The sequence below is a fragment of the Thalassotalea sp. SU-HH00458 genome (assembly GCF_040362795.1).
Taxonomy (GTDB): Bacteria; Pseudomonadota; Gammaproteobacteria; order Enterobacterales; family Alteromonadaceae; genus Thalassotalea_H; species Thalassotalea_H castellviae.
Genome location: NZ_BAABWW010000006.1, coordinates 47,449 through 66,197, shown reverse-complemented (window position 1 = coordinate 66,197; position 18,749 = coordinate 47,449). Strand labels below are relative to the sequence as shown.

Annotated in this window: 16 protein-coding genes; 10 read left to right on the top strand and 6 right to left on the bottom strand. The window is 35.8% G+C overall.

Going from position 1 to position 18,749, the window contains the following annotated elements; translation table 11 throughout:
* Nucleotides 1–37: 37 nt before the first annotated feature.
* The 3 genes from ABXH06_RS10580 to ABXH06_RS10570 form a co-directional block, all read right to left on the bottom strand.
* A complete protein-coding gene (locus ABXH06_RS10580) occupies nucleotides 38–838 on the bottom strand; it encodes a peptidylprolyl isomerase (protein WP_353518191.1) in 801 nt (266 codons plus the stop codon).
* Nucleotides 839–956: 118 nt separating this feature from the next.
* Nucleotides 957–1,607 carry a signal peptidase I gene (lepB, locus tag ABXH06_RS10575; protein WP_311576622.1) on the bottom strand — a complete coding sequence of 217 codons (651 nt, stop codon included), beginning with the start codon at nucleotides 1,605–1,607 and terminating at the stop codon, nucleotides 957–959.
* Nucleotides 1,608–1,813: 206 nt separating this feature from the next.
* On the bottom strand, nucleotides 1,814–2,578 hold the full coding sequence (locus tag ABXH06_RS10570; protein ID WP_353518190.1) for a class I SAM-dependent methyltransferase: 765 nt from the start codon (nucleotides 2,576–2,578) through the stop codon (nucleotides 1,814–1,816).
* Nucleotides 2,579–2,710: 132 nt separating this feature from the next.
* On the opposite strand from ABXH06_RS10570, the gene ABXH06_RS10565 reads away from it, so the two are divergent.
* The 4 genes from ABXH06_RS10565 to ABXH06_RS10550 all read left to right on the top strand — a co-directional run bounded on the left by ABXH06_RS10565 (nucleotide 2,711) and on the right by ABXH06_RS10550 (nucleotide 5,693).
* Nucleotides 2,711–3,226 (top strand): RNA methyltransferase, encoded by a 516-nt coding sequence (locus ABXH06_RS10565; protein ID WP_503012496.1) that lies wholly within the window; start codon nucleotides 2,711–2,713, stop codon nucleotides 3,224–3,226.
* 188 nt (nucleotides 3,227–3,414) lie between these two features.
* Nucleotides 3,415–3,624 (top strand): cold-shock protein, encoded by a 210-nt coding sequence (locus ABXH06_RS10560; RefSeq protein WP_303451569.1) that lies wholly within the window; start codon nucleotides 3,415–3,417, stop codon nucleotides 3,622–3,624.
* A 292-nt stretch (nucleotides 3,625–3,916) separates the two neighbouring features.
* Entirely contained in the window at nucleotides 3,917–4,717 is an 801-nt protein-coding gene (locus tag ABXH06_RS10555) for a DUF2884 family protein (protein WP_311576609.1), read from the top strand.
* Nucleotides 4,718–4,949: 232 nt separating this feature from the next.
* Complete coding sequence (locus ABXH06_RS10550; RefSeq protein WP_353518188.1) at nucleotides 4,950–5,693, top strand: tRNA-uridine aminocarboxypropyltransferase; 744 nt, start codon at nucleotides 4,950–4,952, stop codon at nucleotides 5,691–5,693.
* A gap of 143 nt (nucleotides 5,694–5,836) precedes the next feature.
* Here ABXH06_RS10550 and ABXH06_RS10545 read toward each other — a convergent pair whose 3' ends face one another.
* Nucleotides 5,837–6,688: a PEP-CTERM sorting domain-containing protein gene (locus ABXH06_RS10545; protein WP_311576603.1), complete on the bottom strand. Its 852-nt coding sequence runs from the start codon at nucleotides 6,686–6,688 to the stop codon at nucleotides 5,837–5,839.
* A gap of 241 nt (nucleotides 6,689–6,929) precedes the next feature.
* Here ABXH06_RS10545 and prsT point away from each other — a divergent pair, with 241 nt between their 5' ends.
* Nucleotides 6,930–9,752, top strand: a complete 2,823-nt coding sequence (gene prsT, locus ABXH06_RS10540; protein WP_353518187.1) for an XrtA/PEP-CTERM system TPR-repeat protein PrsT — start codon at nucleotides 6,930–6,932, stop codon at nucleotides 9,750–9,752.
* A 64-nt stretch (nucleotides 9,753–9,816) separates the two neighbouring features.
* Here the strand turns inward: prsT and ABXH06_RS10535 are convergent, their stop codons facing one another.
* Both ABXH06_RS10535 and rpsT read right to left on the bottom strand, forming a co-directional pair.
* Nucleotides 9,817–11,469, bottom strand: coding sequence for a DUF8614 domain-containing protein (locus ABXH06_RS10535; protein WP_353518186.1), 1,653 nt, complete (start codon nucleotides 11,467–11,469; stop codon nucleotides 9,817–9,819).
* Between the two features lie 158 nt (nucleotides 11,470–11,627).
* Nucleotides 11,628–11,888 carry a 30S ribosomal protein S20 gene (gene rpsT / locus ABXH06_RS10530; RefSeq protein ID WP_311576594.1) on the bottom strand — a complete coding sequence of 87 codons (261 nt, stop codon included), beginning with the start codon at nucleotides 11,886–11,888 and terminating at the stop codon, nucleotides 11,628–11,630.
* A 247-nt stretch (nucleotides 11,889–12,135) separates the two neighbouring features.
* Between rpsT and murJ the strand changes: the two genes are divergently transcribed.
* The 5 genes from murJ (at nucleotide 12,136) to fkpB (ending at nucleotide 18,748) form a co-directional block, all read left to right on the top strand.
* A complete protein-coding gene (gene murJ / locus ABXH06_RS10525) occupies nucleotides 12,136–13,707 on the top strand; it encodes a murein biosynthesis integral membrane protein MurJ (protein WP_311576591.1) in 1,572 nt (523 codons plus the stop codon).
* 133 nt (nucleotides 13,708–13,840) lie between these two features.
* Nucleotides 13,841–14,791: a bifunctional riboflavin kinase/FAD synthetase gene (gene ribF / locus ABXH06_RS10520; RefSeq protein WP_311576588.1), complete on the top strand. Its 951-nt coding sequence runs from the start codon at nucleotides 13,841–13,843 to the stop codon at nucleotides 14,789–14,791.
* A gap of 54 nt (nucleotides 14,792–14,845) precedes the next feature.
* Nucleotides 14,846–17,683 (top strand): isoleucine--tRNA ligase, encoded by a 2,838-nt coding sequence (ileS, locus tag ABXH06_RS10515; protein WP_353518185.1) that lies wholly within the window; start codon nucleotides 14,846–14,848, stop codon nucleotides 17,681–17,683.
* A gap of 116 nt (nucleotides 17,684–17,799) precedes the next feature.
* The gene (lspA, locus tag ABXH06_RS10510; protein WP_353518184.1) at nucleotides 17,800–18,312 is read left to right on the top strand and encodes a signal peptidase II; all 513 of its coding nucleotides are present in this window, start codon (nucleotides 17,800–17,802) and stop codon (nucleotides 18,310–18,312) included.
* Between the two features lies 1 nt (nucleotide 18,313).
* Entirely contained in the window at nucleotides 18,314–18,748 is a 435-nt protein-coding gene (gene fkpB / locus ABXH06_RS10505) for an FKBP-type peptidyl-prolyl cis-trans isomerase (protein ID WP_311576580.1), read from the top strand.
* Nucleotide 18,749 lies beyond the last annotated feature (1 nt).

Sequence of the window (18,749 nt, the reverse complement as noted above, 5' to 3'; positions counted from 1 at the left end):
TGAGTAAGCACTCGTAAAGCACTTACTCATTTAATGATTATTTTTTCAAGCGAAAACTAGTTATTAAGCCAAGAAACACGATGGCGTACCATATCAATGAGCCGCCGCCACTACTGGTATTTTCATTAGGCGAGTCTGTATCACTATCAATACTTGTATTCTTAATCGAGCTTAATCCGCTATCGGTACTTACCGTAGCATCAAAAATTACGACTTGATAAATTGTCACAAAGTTCTCTGTACTCGGTACTGCACTTGTGTCTGAACATTGCTCAGCATAATCAGGCATAGGTAATTCCTGAAAACCAGAATAACCGGTATTACATCTTTCAACAGCTGCAATTAAATTAACCACATCCATACCGTCTTCAATCACTTCACCAAAAACACTGAAACCACCATTTTGAGTATCTAATTGTGCGCCAGTTGTACTATTATTTTCTAAGTTGATAAACCATTGACTCGTTGCACTATTAACAACGCCACCTTGTTTCGCCATCGAAATGGTGGCTTTGACATTTGAATAAATCGGCTCATTAATAATCGCGTCTTCAACGTCAATCCAAACAGGAGGTAATGTTCCTTCAAATTTTGCCCCACCACCTTGAATTATAAAATCATCAACCGTTCTATGAATGATAGTGTCGTTATAACTACCATCATTGACATAGTTTAGAAAGTTTTCGACAGTTTTTGGTGTCGTTTCATCATGTAGATTCACTTTAAAATTACCGTGTGAAGTTTGAAATTCTACGATAGTTGCATGAGCAGAAACGCTCAAAAATTCTAGTGTAGATAACACTGGAATAAGTAATTTTTTAAAAATGTTGTTAATCATAAAATTGGATGTTTGTATAAAATCGAGGCGAAGATAATAGTAAGTTAGGAGCTAAACGACAAGTAATTTTTGTTTGCTACTTGTCGAAGACTTATTCATTAAACGCTAGTGACCTTTTTTATATATCAAGCAAGAACCTTGCTTTTCTTGGTAGGAAATAATTGTTGTAATCTAGCGATAACACAACTTTTGATGAACGGCCGATGATTTCACTACGTGGAACAAAACCAATCACTCGTGAGTCAGCACTGTTATTTCGGTTGTCACCTAATACTAAATAGTGGTCTTTTGGTACTTTTACAGAGTTAAAACTTCTTAAAGGCGAAGGATTGTTGGTAATTTGAATGCGGTGAGGGTTTTGGTTGATCTCTTCATCAAGAATGACTTTATCGCTATTGATTTGCTTGCCTGTATAGGCGATTTTTTGATGATTAATGGTTAGTTTATTGTTTGACATGGCAACAATGTCGCCAGGAACACCAATAACTCTTTTAACCAATCGTTTATTTGCTGCTTTAGACTCAAAGATAATAATGTCATTTACTTGTGGATCAGCTAATTTTATTAATGATTGTTGGGTAAAAGGTATATTAATATCATAAGCAAGTTTATTAATTAGAATCCTGTCACCTTCAACAATTGTTGGTTTCATTGAGCCAGTAGGTACATCATTCCAATCGGCTACGGCACTTCTAAAAATTAACATTAAAGTAATAAAAACGATTAACGATTTGTTTTCAATCCATATTTTACTAACCATATTTTTCATAAATTTTGCTCAACTCTATTAGAAACGTTTTAAAATAGGATGATTCAGCTTAGGTTTAGTTCCTACGCATTTTTATTATACTTCAGGGTTTATGTAACAAATTATGACTACCTATTAGATGCTGAAGAAGTAAAAGCGTTTAGGTCATCAACCAAGTTTCCTAGAAATCATAAGTTACAACGTCAAGGAAACTTAAGTTAAGGTCATTATTTAGCGACTGGTTTTCGAAACACTAAAGTAAATCGATCCGTATTACCTGTTACTGTTTTTCTACCTACTTCATAACGTAGTTCATCGTCAGGTCGATAAAACATGTCTGAAGACTTTTCTAAAATAAAGCCAGCAGATTGCACTTCTAAAATCACTTTTACAGGATCTTCTCTTCTAGCAAGCTCTCTGGTTTCAACTGCCATGTGACGTCGGGTATGATCAACAATGACATATAGTCCGCCTGGTTTTAATACATTGAACGCTTCATTATTTAATTTAGTTTTATCAGCTAAATTAAAGTTATGATATTCACGAATGTTTAAAATCATGTCTGCGTCATTCATGCCAAATGATAATTTGCCTAAATCATATCTAAATTCTTGGTTGTTCCAAGAAAGTTCTATAGGTAATTTTATCGTAGATTCAAAGCCTTTCTGAGAGAGTATCGGATCTAAGTCACTCAACCATTGTGCATTATATGCAAGATGAAGTTCTCCTTTTTCAGCCAATAAAGGGGCTAATATTTTGGTATACCAGCCATTACCAGGTGCAAATTCAATCACTTTCATATTCTGTTTAAAACCAAAAAATGATAATGCTTGAACGGGTGAACGATTATTATCTCTTAGCTTATCAGCGTCGGTTCTATGAGACATTTTCATGACGTCAGTGATGTTTTGTTGCAGAGAGGTCACCTTTGCAGAAGCATTTGCTCCAAACAATATCGTTATAGTGAGTAGCGGGATCAGCCTAGTTTTCATAATAGTCCTTTTTATAGTGATGTTATTTTTAATATCTAGATCTATCACTTGGCACTTATCTTTAAAAGCAATAAAATCATTTCTTTTAAGCTAAATGATTACTACTACCGATGAATAATGATGAAAAATGACGTGCAAAATTCTACAGTAATGGTCGGTTTAACAAACCCCAAAAGTCCGAGTAATGTAGGTGCTGTAATGAGAGCAGCTGGTTGCTATGGGGTTAATGAGGTGATTTATACTGGCCAGCGATATCAACAAGCGGCGAAATTTTCTACCGATACCAAAAATATTTCACAACAAATCCCGTTAACACCAGTAGAGTCGCTCATAGCGAATAAAGATGAAAATGTTGAGGTGGTTTGTGTTGAACTGGTTGAAGGAGCAACACCTTTACCTTTGTTTGAACACCCGAGAAATGCCCTTTATATCTTAGGTCCGGAAGATGGCAGTATCAGCCAAAAGCTTGTTGATGAAGCTGATCATGTTGTCTATATACCAACCAAAGGTTGTATGAATTTAGCTGCTACTGTCAATGTGGTTTTATATGATCGTCTTGCGAAATCTGAACATTTAGATATCAGCAATGAGCTAATTAAACAAAGTAGAGATACGAATAATAAAATCAAAGTTAAAAATAACAATTGACGATAAAAACGAAATAGCTTGACTCTTAGCTGTAAATCATTAGAATTCAAATCAGCTAGAAAGTAAGACCTATTTTTATATACATCGTATCGCGTTATTAGTAGCTCGTCCCGTTTGATAAGTAATAGTTACACTTCCTGCAACACCGCCTTAGGGCAAAACATTACTCAATTAAATAGGAAAGTATTATGTCTGAGACAACTACTGGTACAGTTAAATGGTTCAACGAATCTAAAGGTTTTGGTTTTATCGAGCAAGAATCTGGTCCTGACGTGTTTGCACACTTCAGCGCTATCTCTGGCGACGGTTTCAAAACTTTAGCAGAAGGTCAAAAAGTTCAGTTTACTGTTACTCAAGGCCAAAAAGGTCCTCAAGCTGAAAACATCGTAGCTTTATAATTTAAGTTTTCTTTAAAGAAAATATAAATTAATGAAAGGATAAGATTTTAATCTTATCCTTTTTTAATGCCTCAATTTTAGTAAATATATTGTTGAATTAAGGAAAGCCCCCTTCATTTATTGAATGGTTTAATTCACTACTTTTTAGTTTTTATCATCACTTCTTTATTTCTTATCACAATTAATAAATAGAAATATTTTAATATTTCAAATAAATCAATGGGTTACCTTTTGGCACTAGTTTTGAATATAAACAAACAACATAAAGTGTTATCACATAAAGGGTATTCCAATGAAATCTTTACTTGCTACAGCCGTTTTATTATCAACTACTACCGCGTTTGCTCATGATACGAGTTTCTCTTCAGACTCATGTAATATTGAATTGAATGCAGGGGTAAAAATTAATAAAAACTTTATTGAGTTTACTAAAAATGATCAAGCGCTCTATAAAATCATTAATAATGAAATTTTAATTGTAAATGGCAAAGAAGTTGAGTTGAATGATTATCAGCAATCGTTAGTTTTAGAATACTCAACGAGTATTCGCTCTGTATTACCAGAAGCGAAAGAACTTGCTTTTGATGCCATTGAAATAGCTGTAGAAGGGGTCAATTTAGCCTTTAACGAGTTATTAGGAGAAAATAATGACGTTGGTGAAGATCTTACCGAGCATTTATATGGGATCCGAGATGAAGTAGACCGACGATTTGCTAGTGAAAATGAGTTTTATATCGATGAACATGGTGATTTTGCTGACGACTTTTTTAATGAAGAGTTGGAACAACGTATTGAAGCGGCTGTAGAAGATACCATTCAAAATTCATTAGGAAGCTTATTGATTGCTGTAGGACAAGAGATGTTATTTGCTGGCGGTGATATGGAAGCTTTTGAAGCTCGAATGGAAAATTTTGGCGAGCAAATTGAGAGGGATATAGAGTATCGTGCAGAAAAGTTAGAAAAGCGAGGCGAGGCTTTATGTCATACCGTTTATAAAATTGATGGTATAGAAACGCAATTAAGCCAAAGTATCGATGAATTATCTGATTTTAATGTGATTGATGCAGATTTAGATAAAAGAAATAAAGCATAGATTCATTTGAAAAGGCGCTTAAATGAAGTGACCTCATAAAGTAGACTCATTGCTAAACGTCAACCATGGCCTGAATTCGATTTTGTATCGGACTCAGGCTTTTTAGTTTCAGCTTAATGCATTTATTGTTGTAGTGAAAAAACATGAAAAGTACCTAATTAGCATTGTTACTGTTCATTTAGAGGGGGATCTTTTAAAATATGGTCAAATTAGTTTTAACTCCTACAACTTCATGCACGCTGTTAATCGTTTATTTCAATATCGTAAAAGTATTTCGACTACTGTCTACAAATCAAGAGGGCAACGATTAATTCGCTGTGAATTTTGCCACTTAGCAAAAGAAAACTGTGTTTGCCAATTAAAAGTAACGCTTAATAGTAAAGTTGGCTTTTTATTGCTGATGTATGATACCGAGGTCTTAAAACCAAGCAATACAGGGAAGCTAATCGCCGACTTAATTCCTGAAACTTTTGCTTTTTTATGGTCACGGACCTCAGTCGAGCAAGATCTTATCGATTTAATTCAGGATGATAATTGGCAGCCCTATATTGTATTTCCTGAAGAATACGCGAAAGATAATCAACAAATATTTAATCAAGAGATCGATGATAAAAGCAATAAAAAACCATTGTTTATTATGTTAGATGGTAGCTGGCGAGAAGCTAAAAAAATATTTAGAAAAAGTCCATATTTAAATGGGTTACCTATACTCTCTATTGATCCGCAATCTTTCATTCATAAAGATTACTTACCCAAATATCAATTAAGAAGTTCAGAAAAAATCAATCAATTATGTACTGCTGAAGTCGCTGCGCAAGTTCTAGCTGTAGCTGGAGAAGCTGACAATGCTAAAATTTTAGACAGTTGGTTTGATGTCTATAGTTATCAATATCAAAAAAGTGTTTGTCAAACAAATAAAGGCGATCCTCAAGCACAACAAAGATATGAGTCGTTAATTCAAGCTTATCAATATTAGCAGTTCAATTGGGGATTGTCTTCTTGTTCTAGAGACAGGCAAGGGGGTATTGTTTTAGTTTACTATTGGTAAAATGACTTTAATTATAAATTTAAGAGATAAAAAAACGACCTATAAGGTCGTTTTTTTGTCGAATATATTGTTTACTTAGCGTTGATTTTACGACGGTAAGCGATACCAGCCATACCTAACAACATTAATAATAATGTTTGTGGCTCTGGCACTGTAGTTTGATTGTCTGGGTCTCTTACTGAAACTAAACCTTCAATAATGTCATTGGCACAAGACATAGCCCAACGAAATGCAATTTGATTTGCTGTTGCTAAAGCCGTATTGGCGACATCAAATGTAAATGAGATTTTTCCATTACCAGCAGACCAGTTACTCCAAGCAGAATTCCAGTAAGTAGAATCTGCATCATAAGTGTTACCGTTGTAATGGATATTGTCATAAGCATTATTTGAACTATTTGGATTGTAATAATTAGTATTCTTTAATGAAACTGCTTGATTATGACGGTTTGTACCACTATTTGAATATTTTAAATCACCAGAATTAAAACCAGAAACTAAGCGACCTTGACCACTTGAGGTGTTATCACGGTCATCCCAACGACCACCATCACCGTTTTCCCAGTCTTGAATAGTATATGCATAATTCCAGTCGGTATTATTCCACGTGTCATTGGCACTATTAGGCTTCCAAGGAGAATCAAAGTCAGTAACGTTTGTTGACATAAATAAATCACCAAATACGATACCGTAGTCGTCATTTTTGCCAACAAAGTTTGTGAAAATATCAACGGTCATTTGAGTACCTGTTCTCGATACTTCCATTTTTGATATATCATAAATGCTTTCGCTACCTTTAACATCACCTGAGTAACCGGCACCAATATAATTATCATTTATCACTGTAGCAGGAATATTACCAGCAGTAGCTGTAATACAAGATAGTGACAATGCTGAAACTGCAATCCATTTTAAACATTTCATACTAATTCAAACCTTAAACTTTTAAATGCTAACTAAGTATTTTCATCATTGATAACGATTAAGCAAATTATACGCCAATATTGAAAAACGATTAAAAATCAATGTGTTGCTTGTTTTTTGTGGTGATGAGTAGTTTTAGATACTCTCAAGGTGTAAAAAACTTAGACACTTTTATTATAGTTGCTGTAACGAATGTATTTATCATATCATAGGCCTCATCAAATATTAAAGAGTCATTGTTTTGGATAGTAAAAATAGAATGGGAATTAAAGGGATGACAATCAAGAAAGTAGTCGCTTTTAGTGTTTTACTCAGCGGTTCAGTTATTGCAGCACAATCAAGTAGTAATGAGCCTTTTGAAAATGCGCTAAAAAGTTTTTACATGGAAGATTTGAACTCAGCTGTTATACACCTTAAAAATGCCTTAAAAAATAACCCTAAACATTTGCCTTCTCGAATCTTAATGGCTGAAATTCTTATTGCTCAAGGTGATGGTGCTGGTGCCGAAATTGAATTGAAATTTGCAGAGCAAGGTAATGCCGATGATAAAAAAACGTTATTGTTATTGCTGGAAGCTTATTTATTACAAAATAAATACGATCTAGTGATCAATAAAGCTACGCCTATTCCTGGGAGCGAGAAACTTTCAAGTGATATTTTGGTGCTTAAAGGTAGAGCATTATTTAACAAAAACAATACAGTATTAGCACAAGCTGAATATCAAGATGCGCTCGAATTAAATCCTCGAAATTATGAAGCTTTTCTCGGTTTAGCTCAAGTTGCATATAAAAGAAATCAATATGAAGAGGCGCTTAAATATATTGAGCAAACACTTAAGCTTTCGCCGTTAAATACCAATGCAATGCAAATGAAAGCAAGTATTTATCAAATTAAAGGTGATATTGATCAAGCCATCAAGGCCATAAGTGAAGCGATAGCCATTAATGTTAAACATTTTCCTGCTTTGTTAACCAGAGCCAGCATTTTAATTGAGCAACAAAAATTTAATCAAGCGTTGGACGATGTTAATGTTATTTTAGCTGATGTGCCAAACGAACCAAGAGCTAACTATTTAAAGGCAATTATTACCAATGCCTTAGGCTTGTCGGATGAATTTTCTAAAACGACCAGTCATTTAGATGTCGTTTTAACCGGTATGCCTGATGATATAATGAAAGAAAATCCTATCTATTATTATTTGGCGGGTTTGGTTAACTTTAATCAAGGAGAGTTTTTAAAAGCGCAAGATGATCTTCGTGATTATATTGATATCGTCAATGATGATATCAGAGCAATGAAATTAATTGCACAGGTTGAATTTGCTTTAAATGAAGCTTATTCAGCAAAAAACTACCTGATCAAAGCTCGCTTGTTAAATCCTGATGATATTCAAATTTGGACATTATTAGGGAAAGCATACGATATGACCGGAGAAGTTGAAAAAGCAGAGTTATATTTTACTGATGTTGTTAAAGCACTTCCTAAATCAGCGTCTGCTCATTTTGACTTAGGTAATCTTCAGTTAAGAATGGGGCAATCTCAAAAAGCGCTTGAAAACCTTATTAAGGCAGAGGAATTATCTCAGCATCATCCAAAATTCACTTTTCAATTAGTCAAAGCTTTCCAGCAATCTAAACAATATCAAAAAGCATTAACTATCCTGGTTTCATTAATTGAAAAAGATAAAAATAGTAGTTTTCTTTATCTACAACAGGGGATTTTGCAAGGGTTACTCAGCCAACATTCAGCTGCAAGGAGCAGTTTTGAACAAGCTGTTTCTTTAGATGAAAACAATATTGACGCCATTGTTCATTTAGCACGAATGGACATGGTGGAAGGAGATATCGCAAGTGCAAGAGAGAGATTGTTAGCGAAGTTATCTACCTTGTCCGATCATCCTAAGTTAATGGTGGAATTAGGGAATACCTACACACAAAAAAATGAAATAGATCAAGCACAAAAATATTATGAGAAAGCCTATAGCTTAAATAGAAATAGTACGCTTGCGGTTAATAAGGTGTTAGATATTTATTCAGCTAAAGGTGACATTGGTAAAGCAATTGAAGTTTCTACAGAATTTCTCGCTAGGAATAATAAAAATGCACAAATTCAACAAAGGCTTGCAGGATTTTACTTGGCGAATAAGAATTTTGATAAAGCAAGTAACTCATTCCAATTAGCGGTGAAATATGCTGCGGATAAATCCGCCGTATTATCTGCTTTTGCTGACGGCCAATTAACCATGCGTAACCCTGAAGGCGCCATTAGTAGTTTACAAAAATCAATTGCTTGGAATGAAAATTTCATTAGTGCCTATTTGAAATTAATCCATTTATTAGCAAAGAATAATCAGGAAGATGAAGCGCTGGCCGTGATTAACAGCCTGAACGAAAAACTCAACTTTCCTGCATTAATATTGTCGTTAAAAGGTGATGTTTACTTACAGTTAGAGAAATTCACGCAAGCAGAACAATTTTATCGTGAATCTTTATCAATGGATAAATCACAAAAAACAACATTAAGTTTGTCTCAAGCTTTAATTGCTCAAGAAAAGTTTGACGAAGCGACTTCAATGTTATTTAACTTACATGCAACTGAGCCGAAAAGTACCTTGATTGCCATAGCCTTAGCAGATGTTTATATGGCTACAAATAAAGCTGAGCAAGCGGCCACTCTTTATGAAAAACAAATTAACATCAATGGTTCATTACCAATCCTACTAAACAATGCTGCCATTGTTAATATTGCGCTTGACCGTCATGATAAAGCGTTAAAATATGCGAAAGAGGCCTATGATAAAATGCCCGATAATGTCGCTATAATGGACACCATGGCGTGGGCACTCACTAAATCAGATCAACCTGACAAAGCCTTAAATATATTTCGAAATGTGTTAGCCGTAGAATCAGATAATGCTGAAGTTAAATATCATCTTGCGGTAAACTTAGTTATGTTGAAACGAGAAAATGAAGCAATAAAATATTTGAAAGAAGCGATCGACTCTACACAAAGCTTTTCTGAAATAGAACAAGCAAAAGCATTGTTGGTTAGATTAGAGTCTTAAAACGAAAGAATTTTATCGTGAACAATAAAGTGAGGCTAGAGTTAAATAGCCTCACTTTTATTTTTTACAATCCGAGAACTTTTTTCCCTTGCTCAAATACGATATCCACAGGTACATTACCGGCAGATAGTTTTGCAAGATCTTGTGCAAGTTGCTCACCTATATTACCACTTTCATTCACTAATTTTTGTACACCTTGATAATCGCCATCACCTTGAATGGTTAATATCAAAGCAGAAAGTGAATTAATTGCCTCAGTCATTTTCTCCATATTCACCGCATATAAACCTTGTTCATTGCGTGTGAATGCACCATGTTCGGCAAAGTAATTAAAGCGAACCATGTTTGCTTTGCCATGTGCAGAGCTTGCGCCAAAGCGTACTGAACGGAATATTCCGGCTAAAAAAGTCGTATAATAATCAGCTAATTCACCCTCGGTGATCGCTTTCTTTTCCAGCAATTGACTGATCATGTATAAACCAAGAATATCTGCCTTGCCTTCTTCTAAAGCAGAAGCATGTTCTTTCAATGCTTGTCTAACGGTACCTTTGTTATTAATCGTATTTTTAATACCTAAACCATGTGCCACTTCATGAAACATAGTGTTGGCAAAGAAAGCGTTAAAGGTTACGTTTTTCCGTTGCTCTGGCACAATTAAAGTTTGAGCAATAGGTTGCATGATTGCATCATACTTTGCACGCATTGCGTTTTTAAGTTGTAAGCGTCTTGTCCCTTTCTCTAATTGTACTTGTTCATCATTCGGTAAATTAATTGCGATAGTTTTACCGCCTGAATTAGCATGACCTGACACATAAACCACGTCGTAGGCATTTAAATCTGCATCAGAGCCAGGTGTTTCTTTTTTATAGGTTTTATTGACAGGTAAGCCTTTTTGTAGCTCTGGCAAATAAGCGGCATACTTGGCAAGTTTTTCACTCCATGCCATATCTTTAACAAGTACATAAGATTCGAAAGCAGCTCTATAACCATATAATTGGTCTTCGTAAGTTTCAATTGGCCCAATGACTACATCAATTGGATTGTTTTTCATGTCCATCCAAGCAAAATCTGATGCTTGATAATCATCGGTTCTTAATGCTTGTGCTCGCATCTTCAAATATTGTGCGAATTCTTTATCTTGGGCAAACGTAGAAGCTTTCTCTAAAATAACGGCAATTCGGTTTAACTCATCACTATATAATTCAGAATATGCGATAGAGGTTAACTTTCCGTTATCGTCTCGTTTTATAACTGAATATAATCCCGTTTTATCAGCAATATTTGATTGTTCAAACTCTTCCTTTGTCATATCGGCAGGGTAAAATTGTGCTCCTAAAGGTTTTGCATCAACCCCGGAAATGAAGGCTTTGTCGCCATTTAATCGATCCCATGGACCGTAATTTATCTGAGTAAATTGTTTGACTTGCTCATCGGTGATTTTCGCGAGGAAGCTATCTTTGTTATCACCAAAGGCTTGCTGCCAATATAAGTCATCAATAATATCTGATGCTTCTATTAATAACGACAGCATTTTTTTTTGATCAGACGTTAAGTGTGAAATATCACTAGAAAGTTTAACGGTTTTATATATATCAAGCTTGTTTTCATATTCAGGAACAAGTGCTACGGAGTAATTATTTGTTGGTGTTTGCTCTAAACAACCAGTAAGTGATGAAGTTGCTATAGCAACAATTGCTGCAATTTTTGAAAGTTTCATTATCTAACCTTTTTGTCATTATTGGTTAGAGACTAAAAAATTATATAGCTAATGGCAACAGTTATAAGCCGATTGTTGAAAGTTTGTGAGAGTAGGGTAAATTTTGCAGAAAAAAAAACCGGCTATTGCCGGTTTTTTAACTATTTTCATTCAAAAAATTAAAGAGCTTTAATAGCTGCGTTTAAACGACTTTTGCTACGTGCTGCTTTATTTTTGTGAATAAGACCTTTACTTGCGTAACGATCAAGAATTGGTGTCGCTGCAACAAATTCTGCTGCTGCAGTTTCTTTGTCACCGGCTTCAATTGCAGCGTTAACTTTCTTTAATAAAGTACGCATCATTGAGCGACGACTTGCATTGTGTTGACGGCGCTTTTCTGATTGTGTTGCGCGCTTCTTAGCTTGCTTTGAATTAGCCAAGGTGAACTCCTAAAATGATTAAATATAGCCTAAATTTAAGGCGACGAAATATGCCTTTTTTTCAGCGTATTGTCAAACCTTTTCGATGTTTTATTTTAACTTGTTACTATGTTTTATCGCAAGCCTTTACTGAGTTTTTTACATAACAATTAAAATTCCCAGGATGTAAAGGAATAAGGACTTGTTTAACAAGGTAAAAACAACGCATAATTCTAGTATTAAAAAACGTGCTTTATTTGAGGGTACCTTGAGTCGTAAATTAGTAAAATCTGGCATAATTGTAAGTGCGATGACTTTAGTTTCGAGAGTGCTAGGTTTAGTAAGGGATGTCGTTATTGCTAATTTAATGGGAGCAGGGGCATCGGCGGATGCTTTTTTCTTTGCTAATAAAATTCCTAATTTTCTACGACGACTTTTTGCTGAAGGTGCGTTTGCTCAATCTTTTGTGCCTGTCTTAAGTGAATATCATCAAAATGATCAGGATAATCAAACGCAAGAAACACGAAAATTAATTGCCCAAGTTTCAGGAACCTTAGGTGTGATCATTACCTTAGTGACGTTATTTGGCATGATTGCTTCTCCTTTAATTGTGATGGTATTTGGCCCTGGGTTTTACATGGAGTCAATACAACAAGATGGTAGTGAAAAGTTTGATTTGGCTTCGAGCTTATTAAAAATCACCTTTCCTTATTTATGGTTTATAAGTTTAACAGCCCTGTCAGGCGCCATTTTAAACACCTATGGTCGATTTGCCGTTTCGTCATTTACTCCGGTATTGTTGAATATCTGCATTATTTCAATGGCAATATTTGGACGAGATTGGTTTGCCAGTCCTGAATATGCATTAGCTTGGGGAGTTTTTCTCGGTGGGCTTGTTCAGTTTATTTTTCAGTTGCCTTTTTTATATCGAGCGGGTGCTTTAGTTAAACCAACATGGGGCTGGCGAACGAAAGGCGTGACTAAAATTCGCAAATTGATGGCTCCAGCTTTATTTGGGGTTTCTGTTACCCAAATTAACTTATTACTCGATACACAAATTGCTACGTTATTAGTGACTGGCTCAGTGAGTTGGTTGTATTATGCGGATAGATTATTAGAATTCCCCTTAGGACTCTTTGGTATTGGTATTGCAACGGTTATTTTACCCAGTTTAGCTAAGCTACATACCAAGAAAAGTCACGATGAATTTGCGTTGACTATCGATTGGGGCATTAAAATAATAAATTTGTTTGGTTGGCCTGCCTTAGTTGGGCTAATGGTATTAGCTCAGCCGATTATTATGATTCTTTTTATGCGGGGTGAATTTACTCAATTTCATGTTGTTCAGGTCTCTTTTGCGTTATTTGCATACCTTTCAGGACTGGTAAGCTTCATGTTTATTAAAGTGTTAGCCCCAGGGTATTATGCTCGACAAGATACTAAAACGCCGGTCAAAATTGGCATTAAAGCTATGGTGGCTAATATGGCCTTTAATATTATGTTGGCGCCGTTTTTTGGTTATGTTGGTTTAGCTATGGCAACGACGTTATCGGCCAGTTTAAATGCTTATTGGCTATATAGCGGATTAAAAACTCAAAATGTATATTGTTTAACAACAGCGGCCAAAAAACTTATCGTGAAAGTGGCCTTGTCATCTATTGTGATGGCGTTCGTGGTTTACTTTTTATCCCCTCCTTTTGAACATTGGTTAACCTTTACATTTCTAGAGCAAATTTTGCAATTACTGTTTTGTATTGTTTCTGGGGGAATTTGTTATTTTGTTTCGATACTTTTGTTAGGTGTGAGATTTAACGATTTTAAAGTAATTTCGACAAAGTAAAAAAATTACCAACAAATTACGCTCAAGTGCTGATTCTTACTATTGACTACGCTATAATTCGTCGATTTTTTAGATAAAGTTGCTTTTCTTTTTTAGAAAATAACGAATAAGGTAAGAAAGGTTTGTTGGTTTAATGCAGTTAATACGTGGGATCCACAATATAAAGTCAGTCGAAAATTCGAGTGATAATAATGGCTGTGTACTAACCATTGGTAATTTTGACGGTGTTCATTTAGGTCATCAACAAGTCATCAAGGCGTTAGTGGAAAAAGCTAAGCGTTTAAATTGTATTGCTACGGTTTTAGTTTTTGAACCTCAACCACAAGAGTTGTTTTCTCCTGAGACAGCGCCTGCGCGTTTAACTCGGTTAAGAGATAAATATGTTTTACTCGAACGTTTAGGTGTTGAACGTTTGATTTGTGTGAACTTTAATCAAAAATTTGCGCAATTAACTGCTAAGGATTTTGTTGAAAAATTATTAGTTAAACAATTGAATGTCAAATATCTCATTATTGGTGATGACTTTCATTTTGGGAAAAATCGTCAAGGAAATTTTGAGACGTTATGCGATGCAGGTAAATATTTTGATTTTGGTGTTTCTGATACTGCTAGTTATAAAGTATCAGCATGCAGAATTAGTAGTACGGAAATACGTAAAGCGCTCGAAAATAATAAATTAAAAGAAGCTGAGCAAATGCTAGGTCGGCCATATTCTATTATCGGTCGGGTATTTCATGGCGATAAAAGAGGGCGTGAATTAGGCTTTCCTACCGCTAATGTTTTGCTAAAAAGACGCGTATCGCCTGTATCGGGTGTTTATGTAGTTAAAGTAAAGACCAATAACGGTGATTTTTTTGGTGTAGCGAATATAGGCTCAAGGCCAACTGTTTCAGGTATCAGACAACAACTAGAAGTTCATATCTTTAATTTTCAGCAAGATATTTATGGGCAATCTATTGAAGTGGTTTTACTGCATAAACTACGTGAAGAACAACGTTTTAATTCACTGAATGAGTTAAAACAACAAATTAGTAAAGATAGTGAGCAAGCTTGGCAATTTACACAGGCTTTAAGCTTAGATTGATTAATATGCATGTTGGTGTGAACCAGCTAGATTAAATAACGGACCGTAATTTAAATGAGTGATTATAAACATACATTGAATTTGCCAGATACTAAGTTTCCAATGAAAGGAAATATGGCAAATCGTGAACCGCAAATGTTAAAAGACTGGAGCGAAAAGGAGCTATACAGCAAAATTCGTGCGGCGAAAAAAGGTAAGAAATCTTTTATTTTGCATGATGGTCCTCCGTACGCAAACGGTAATATTCATTTAGGTCATTCAGTTAATAAAATTTTAAAAGACGTTATTATTAAATCTAAAACATTATCTGATTTTGATTCTCCTTATGTTCCTGGTTGGGATTGTCACGGCTTACCTATTGAATTAATGGTTGAAAAAAAGGTCGGCAAACCGGGTCATAAAGTAACAGCTGCACAATTTCGTCAAAAATGTCGTGAATATGCGGCCAAACAAGTTGATGGTCAACGTCAAGATTTTAAACGTTTAGGTGTTTTTGGTGACTGGGAGAATCCCTATTTAACCATGAACTTCGATACGGAAGCGAATATCATCCGAGCGCTGGGAAAAATAGCTGAAAATGGTCATTTAGAACAGGGCTTTAAACCTGTTCATTGGTGTACAGATTGCGGCAGTGCTTTGGCTGAAGCTGAAGTAGAATATCAAGATAAAATGTCACCAGCGATTGATGTAAAATTCAATGTGGTAGATGAAGCGCTTGCCGATAAATTTTCCCACCCTGAAGGACATTCAGGTGAAGGCCAAATTGGCGTCGTTATCTGGACGACTACTCCATGGACTTTACCGGCAAACCGGGCTGTTTCTGTTCACCCCGATGTAGAATACTCACTAATACAATACGAGAATGAGCAGGGCAAAGCACGTTTAATTCTTGCAACTGATTTGGTGAAAGCGTGTATGGACCGCTTTGGTATTGAAAAATATCACGCCTTAGGTTTTGCTAAAGGTGCTGAGTTAGATCGCGCTGAAGTTAAACATCCATTTTATGATTTTAACGTCCCTATTATTTGTGGTGAGCATGTTACAACTGATTCTGGTACAGGTTGTGTACATACGGCGCCTGGTCATGGTGTTGACGATTTTGTTGTCGGCAAAGCATACAATTTAGAAGTTGCAAACCCTGTTGGCGCTAATGGTGTTTATCTTGAAGGCACTGAGCTTTTTGAAGGTCAGCATGTCTTTAAAGCCAACAATAGTGTTGTTGAAGTGTTAAAACAACATGGTGCCTTAATGCATTATCATGCTTATGAGCATTCTTATCCTCATTGTTGGCGACATAAAACGCCGATAATTTTCCGTGCTACTCCGCAATGGTTTATCAGCATGGACAAAGCTGGTTTGCGTCAAGATTCGTTAAAAGAAATTACTAAAACACAGTGGATCCCTGATTGGGGGCAAAGCCGTATCGAGTCTATGGTAGAAGGTCGCCCTGATTGGTGTATCTCTCGTCAACGTACATGGGGTGTTCCTATTGCGTTATTTATCAATAAAGACACAGGTGCATTGCATCCTCGTAGTATTGAACTTATTGAAGAAGTCGCTAAACGAGTTGAAAAAGAAGGTATACAAGCTTGGTTTGATCTAGAAGCCAGTGAATTGATTGGCGATGACGCTGAACAATTTATCAAAGTACCTGATACGTTAGATGTTTGGTTTGACTCAGGTACTACCCATTACTCTGTGGTGGATGCACGTGAAGAACTTAATGCAGGCGCTGATTTATATTTGGAAGGCTCTGATCAGCACCGTGGTTGGTTTATGTCTTCAATGATATCTTCTGTTGCAATGAATGGTAAAGCGCCATATAAACAAGTGTTAACACATGGTTTTACCGTCGATGAAAAAGGCCATAAAATGTCGAAATCATTAGGGAATGTTATTACTCCTGATGAAATCACCAAGCAATATGGTGCTGATATTTTGCGTTTATGGACGGCTTCGGTGAACTACACGCAAGAAATTACGGTATCGAAAGAGATATTTAAACGTCAGGCAGATGCGTATCGACGTATACGTAATACGTCTCGATTCTTGTTAGCGAATATAAATGGCTTCGAACCGGCGAATCATTCTGTTGCTTTCGAAGATATGGTTGCTTTAGATCGTTGGGTAGTAGGAAAAGCTGCCGAGTTACAAGCTGACATTATTAATGCTTATGATGAATACGAGTTTCATCAAGTTGTTCACAAGATGATGAATTTCTGTACTAATGAGCTAGGTGGTTTTTACTTAGACATAATTAAAGATAGACAATATACCGCTAAAGATAACAGTGTGGCGCGTCGTTCATGCCAAACAGCTATGTATTTGATTGCTGAAGCAATGACCCGTTGGATGGCGCCTATTTTATCTTTCACCGCACAAGAAATTTGGACAGCGTTACCTGCACCAGTTTCAGGTGAGCGTGATGAATTTGTTTTCACCAATGTTTGGTTTGATGGTTTATCATCTATGGCTGACGGAAGTGAATTAAATAACGAATTTTGGAGCCAATTACTGCAAGTACGCGGTGAAGTCAATAAAGCTTTAGAGCTGGCTCGTAAAGAAAAACAAGTGGGTAAAGCACTTGAAGCAAAAGTAACTTTGTATACGAATGAAGCTTTAGCCGCTATTTTAAATCACTTAGGCGATGAACTACGTTTTGTTTTAATTACGTCTGCAGCGAATGTTGAGGTAGTGATTGAAAAACCAGCCAATGCTAATGATACTGAAATTGATGGTTTATGGCTTAGTGTTGAACCTGCAGAAGGTAAAAAATGCGATCGTTGTTGGCATGTCACGACAGATGTTGGTCAACATTCGGCCCATGAATTACTTTGTGGTCGTTGTATTAGTAATGTTGATGGTGATGGCGAAACACGGAAATTTGCTTAATTTTAACTAAGTAGATGAAGAGAATGCTCAGTTATTAGTGATGTCACTATTGGTAACTGAGCATTTTTCATTCAGAGCATTTGGTTGTTTAACTTAATAATATTTTAGAGAAATTAATGACCTTTTTAAAAATCAATTCAAGTTTGCAGTGGCTATGGCTCACGGCAATATTTTTAATCATCGACCAAATAACCAAGCAATGGGTTGCCGGTTCAATGGAACTTTATCAGTCGATTAATATTCTTCCATTTTTTAATATTACTTACGCACAAAATCATGGCGCGGCTTTTAGTTTTTTAGCGGATCAAAGTGGCTGGCAACGTTGGTTTTTCACTTCAATTGCCGCAATCGCTTCGGTAGTATTTCTAGTTTGGTTAAAACGAACGCCAAAAGAACAACCACTTTTAGCCGCAGCACTGGCTTGTATGTTAAGTGGAGCTTTAGGCAATTTAATTGACCGTTCAATGTTTGGTTACGTTATCGACTTCTTGGATTTTTATGTCAAGGGGTATCATTGGCCAACATTTAATGTCGCCGATTCAATCATCTTTGTAGGCGCGGCTTTAATGATAATTGATTCATTTAAGCAAGAAAAAACCTCTAAAAATCAGGATGCGAAAGAGAACTGATATGTCTAAAATTATAGAAAAAAATTCTGAAGTTATCGTTCATATAACTATGAAATTAGCGGATGGCTCAGCAGCTGATAGTACTAAAGTTAATAATAAACCAGCAAAAATTATTATGGGTGATGCGAGTATTTCACCTGCTTTTGAAGCGCAATTATTAGGGCTTTCCGCGAATGAAAGTAAAGAGTTTACCTTAGCGGCTAAAGATGCGTTTGGTGAGTCGAACCCTGATAATATCCATTATGTTGATGCGAGCAAGTTTTCTGCGGAAACACCAGCTAAAGTCGGTAATATTATTACTTTTACCCAACCTGGCGGTGTTGAACTTCCAGGGATGATCAGCGAAGTATCAGGAAGCTCTGTAACCGTTGATTTTAATCATCCATTAGCTGGGCAAGCAGTAACTTTTGTGATTGATGTTGTTGAAGTTTTATAAT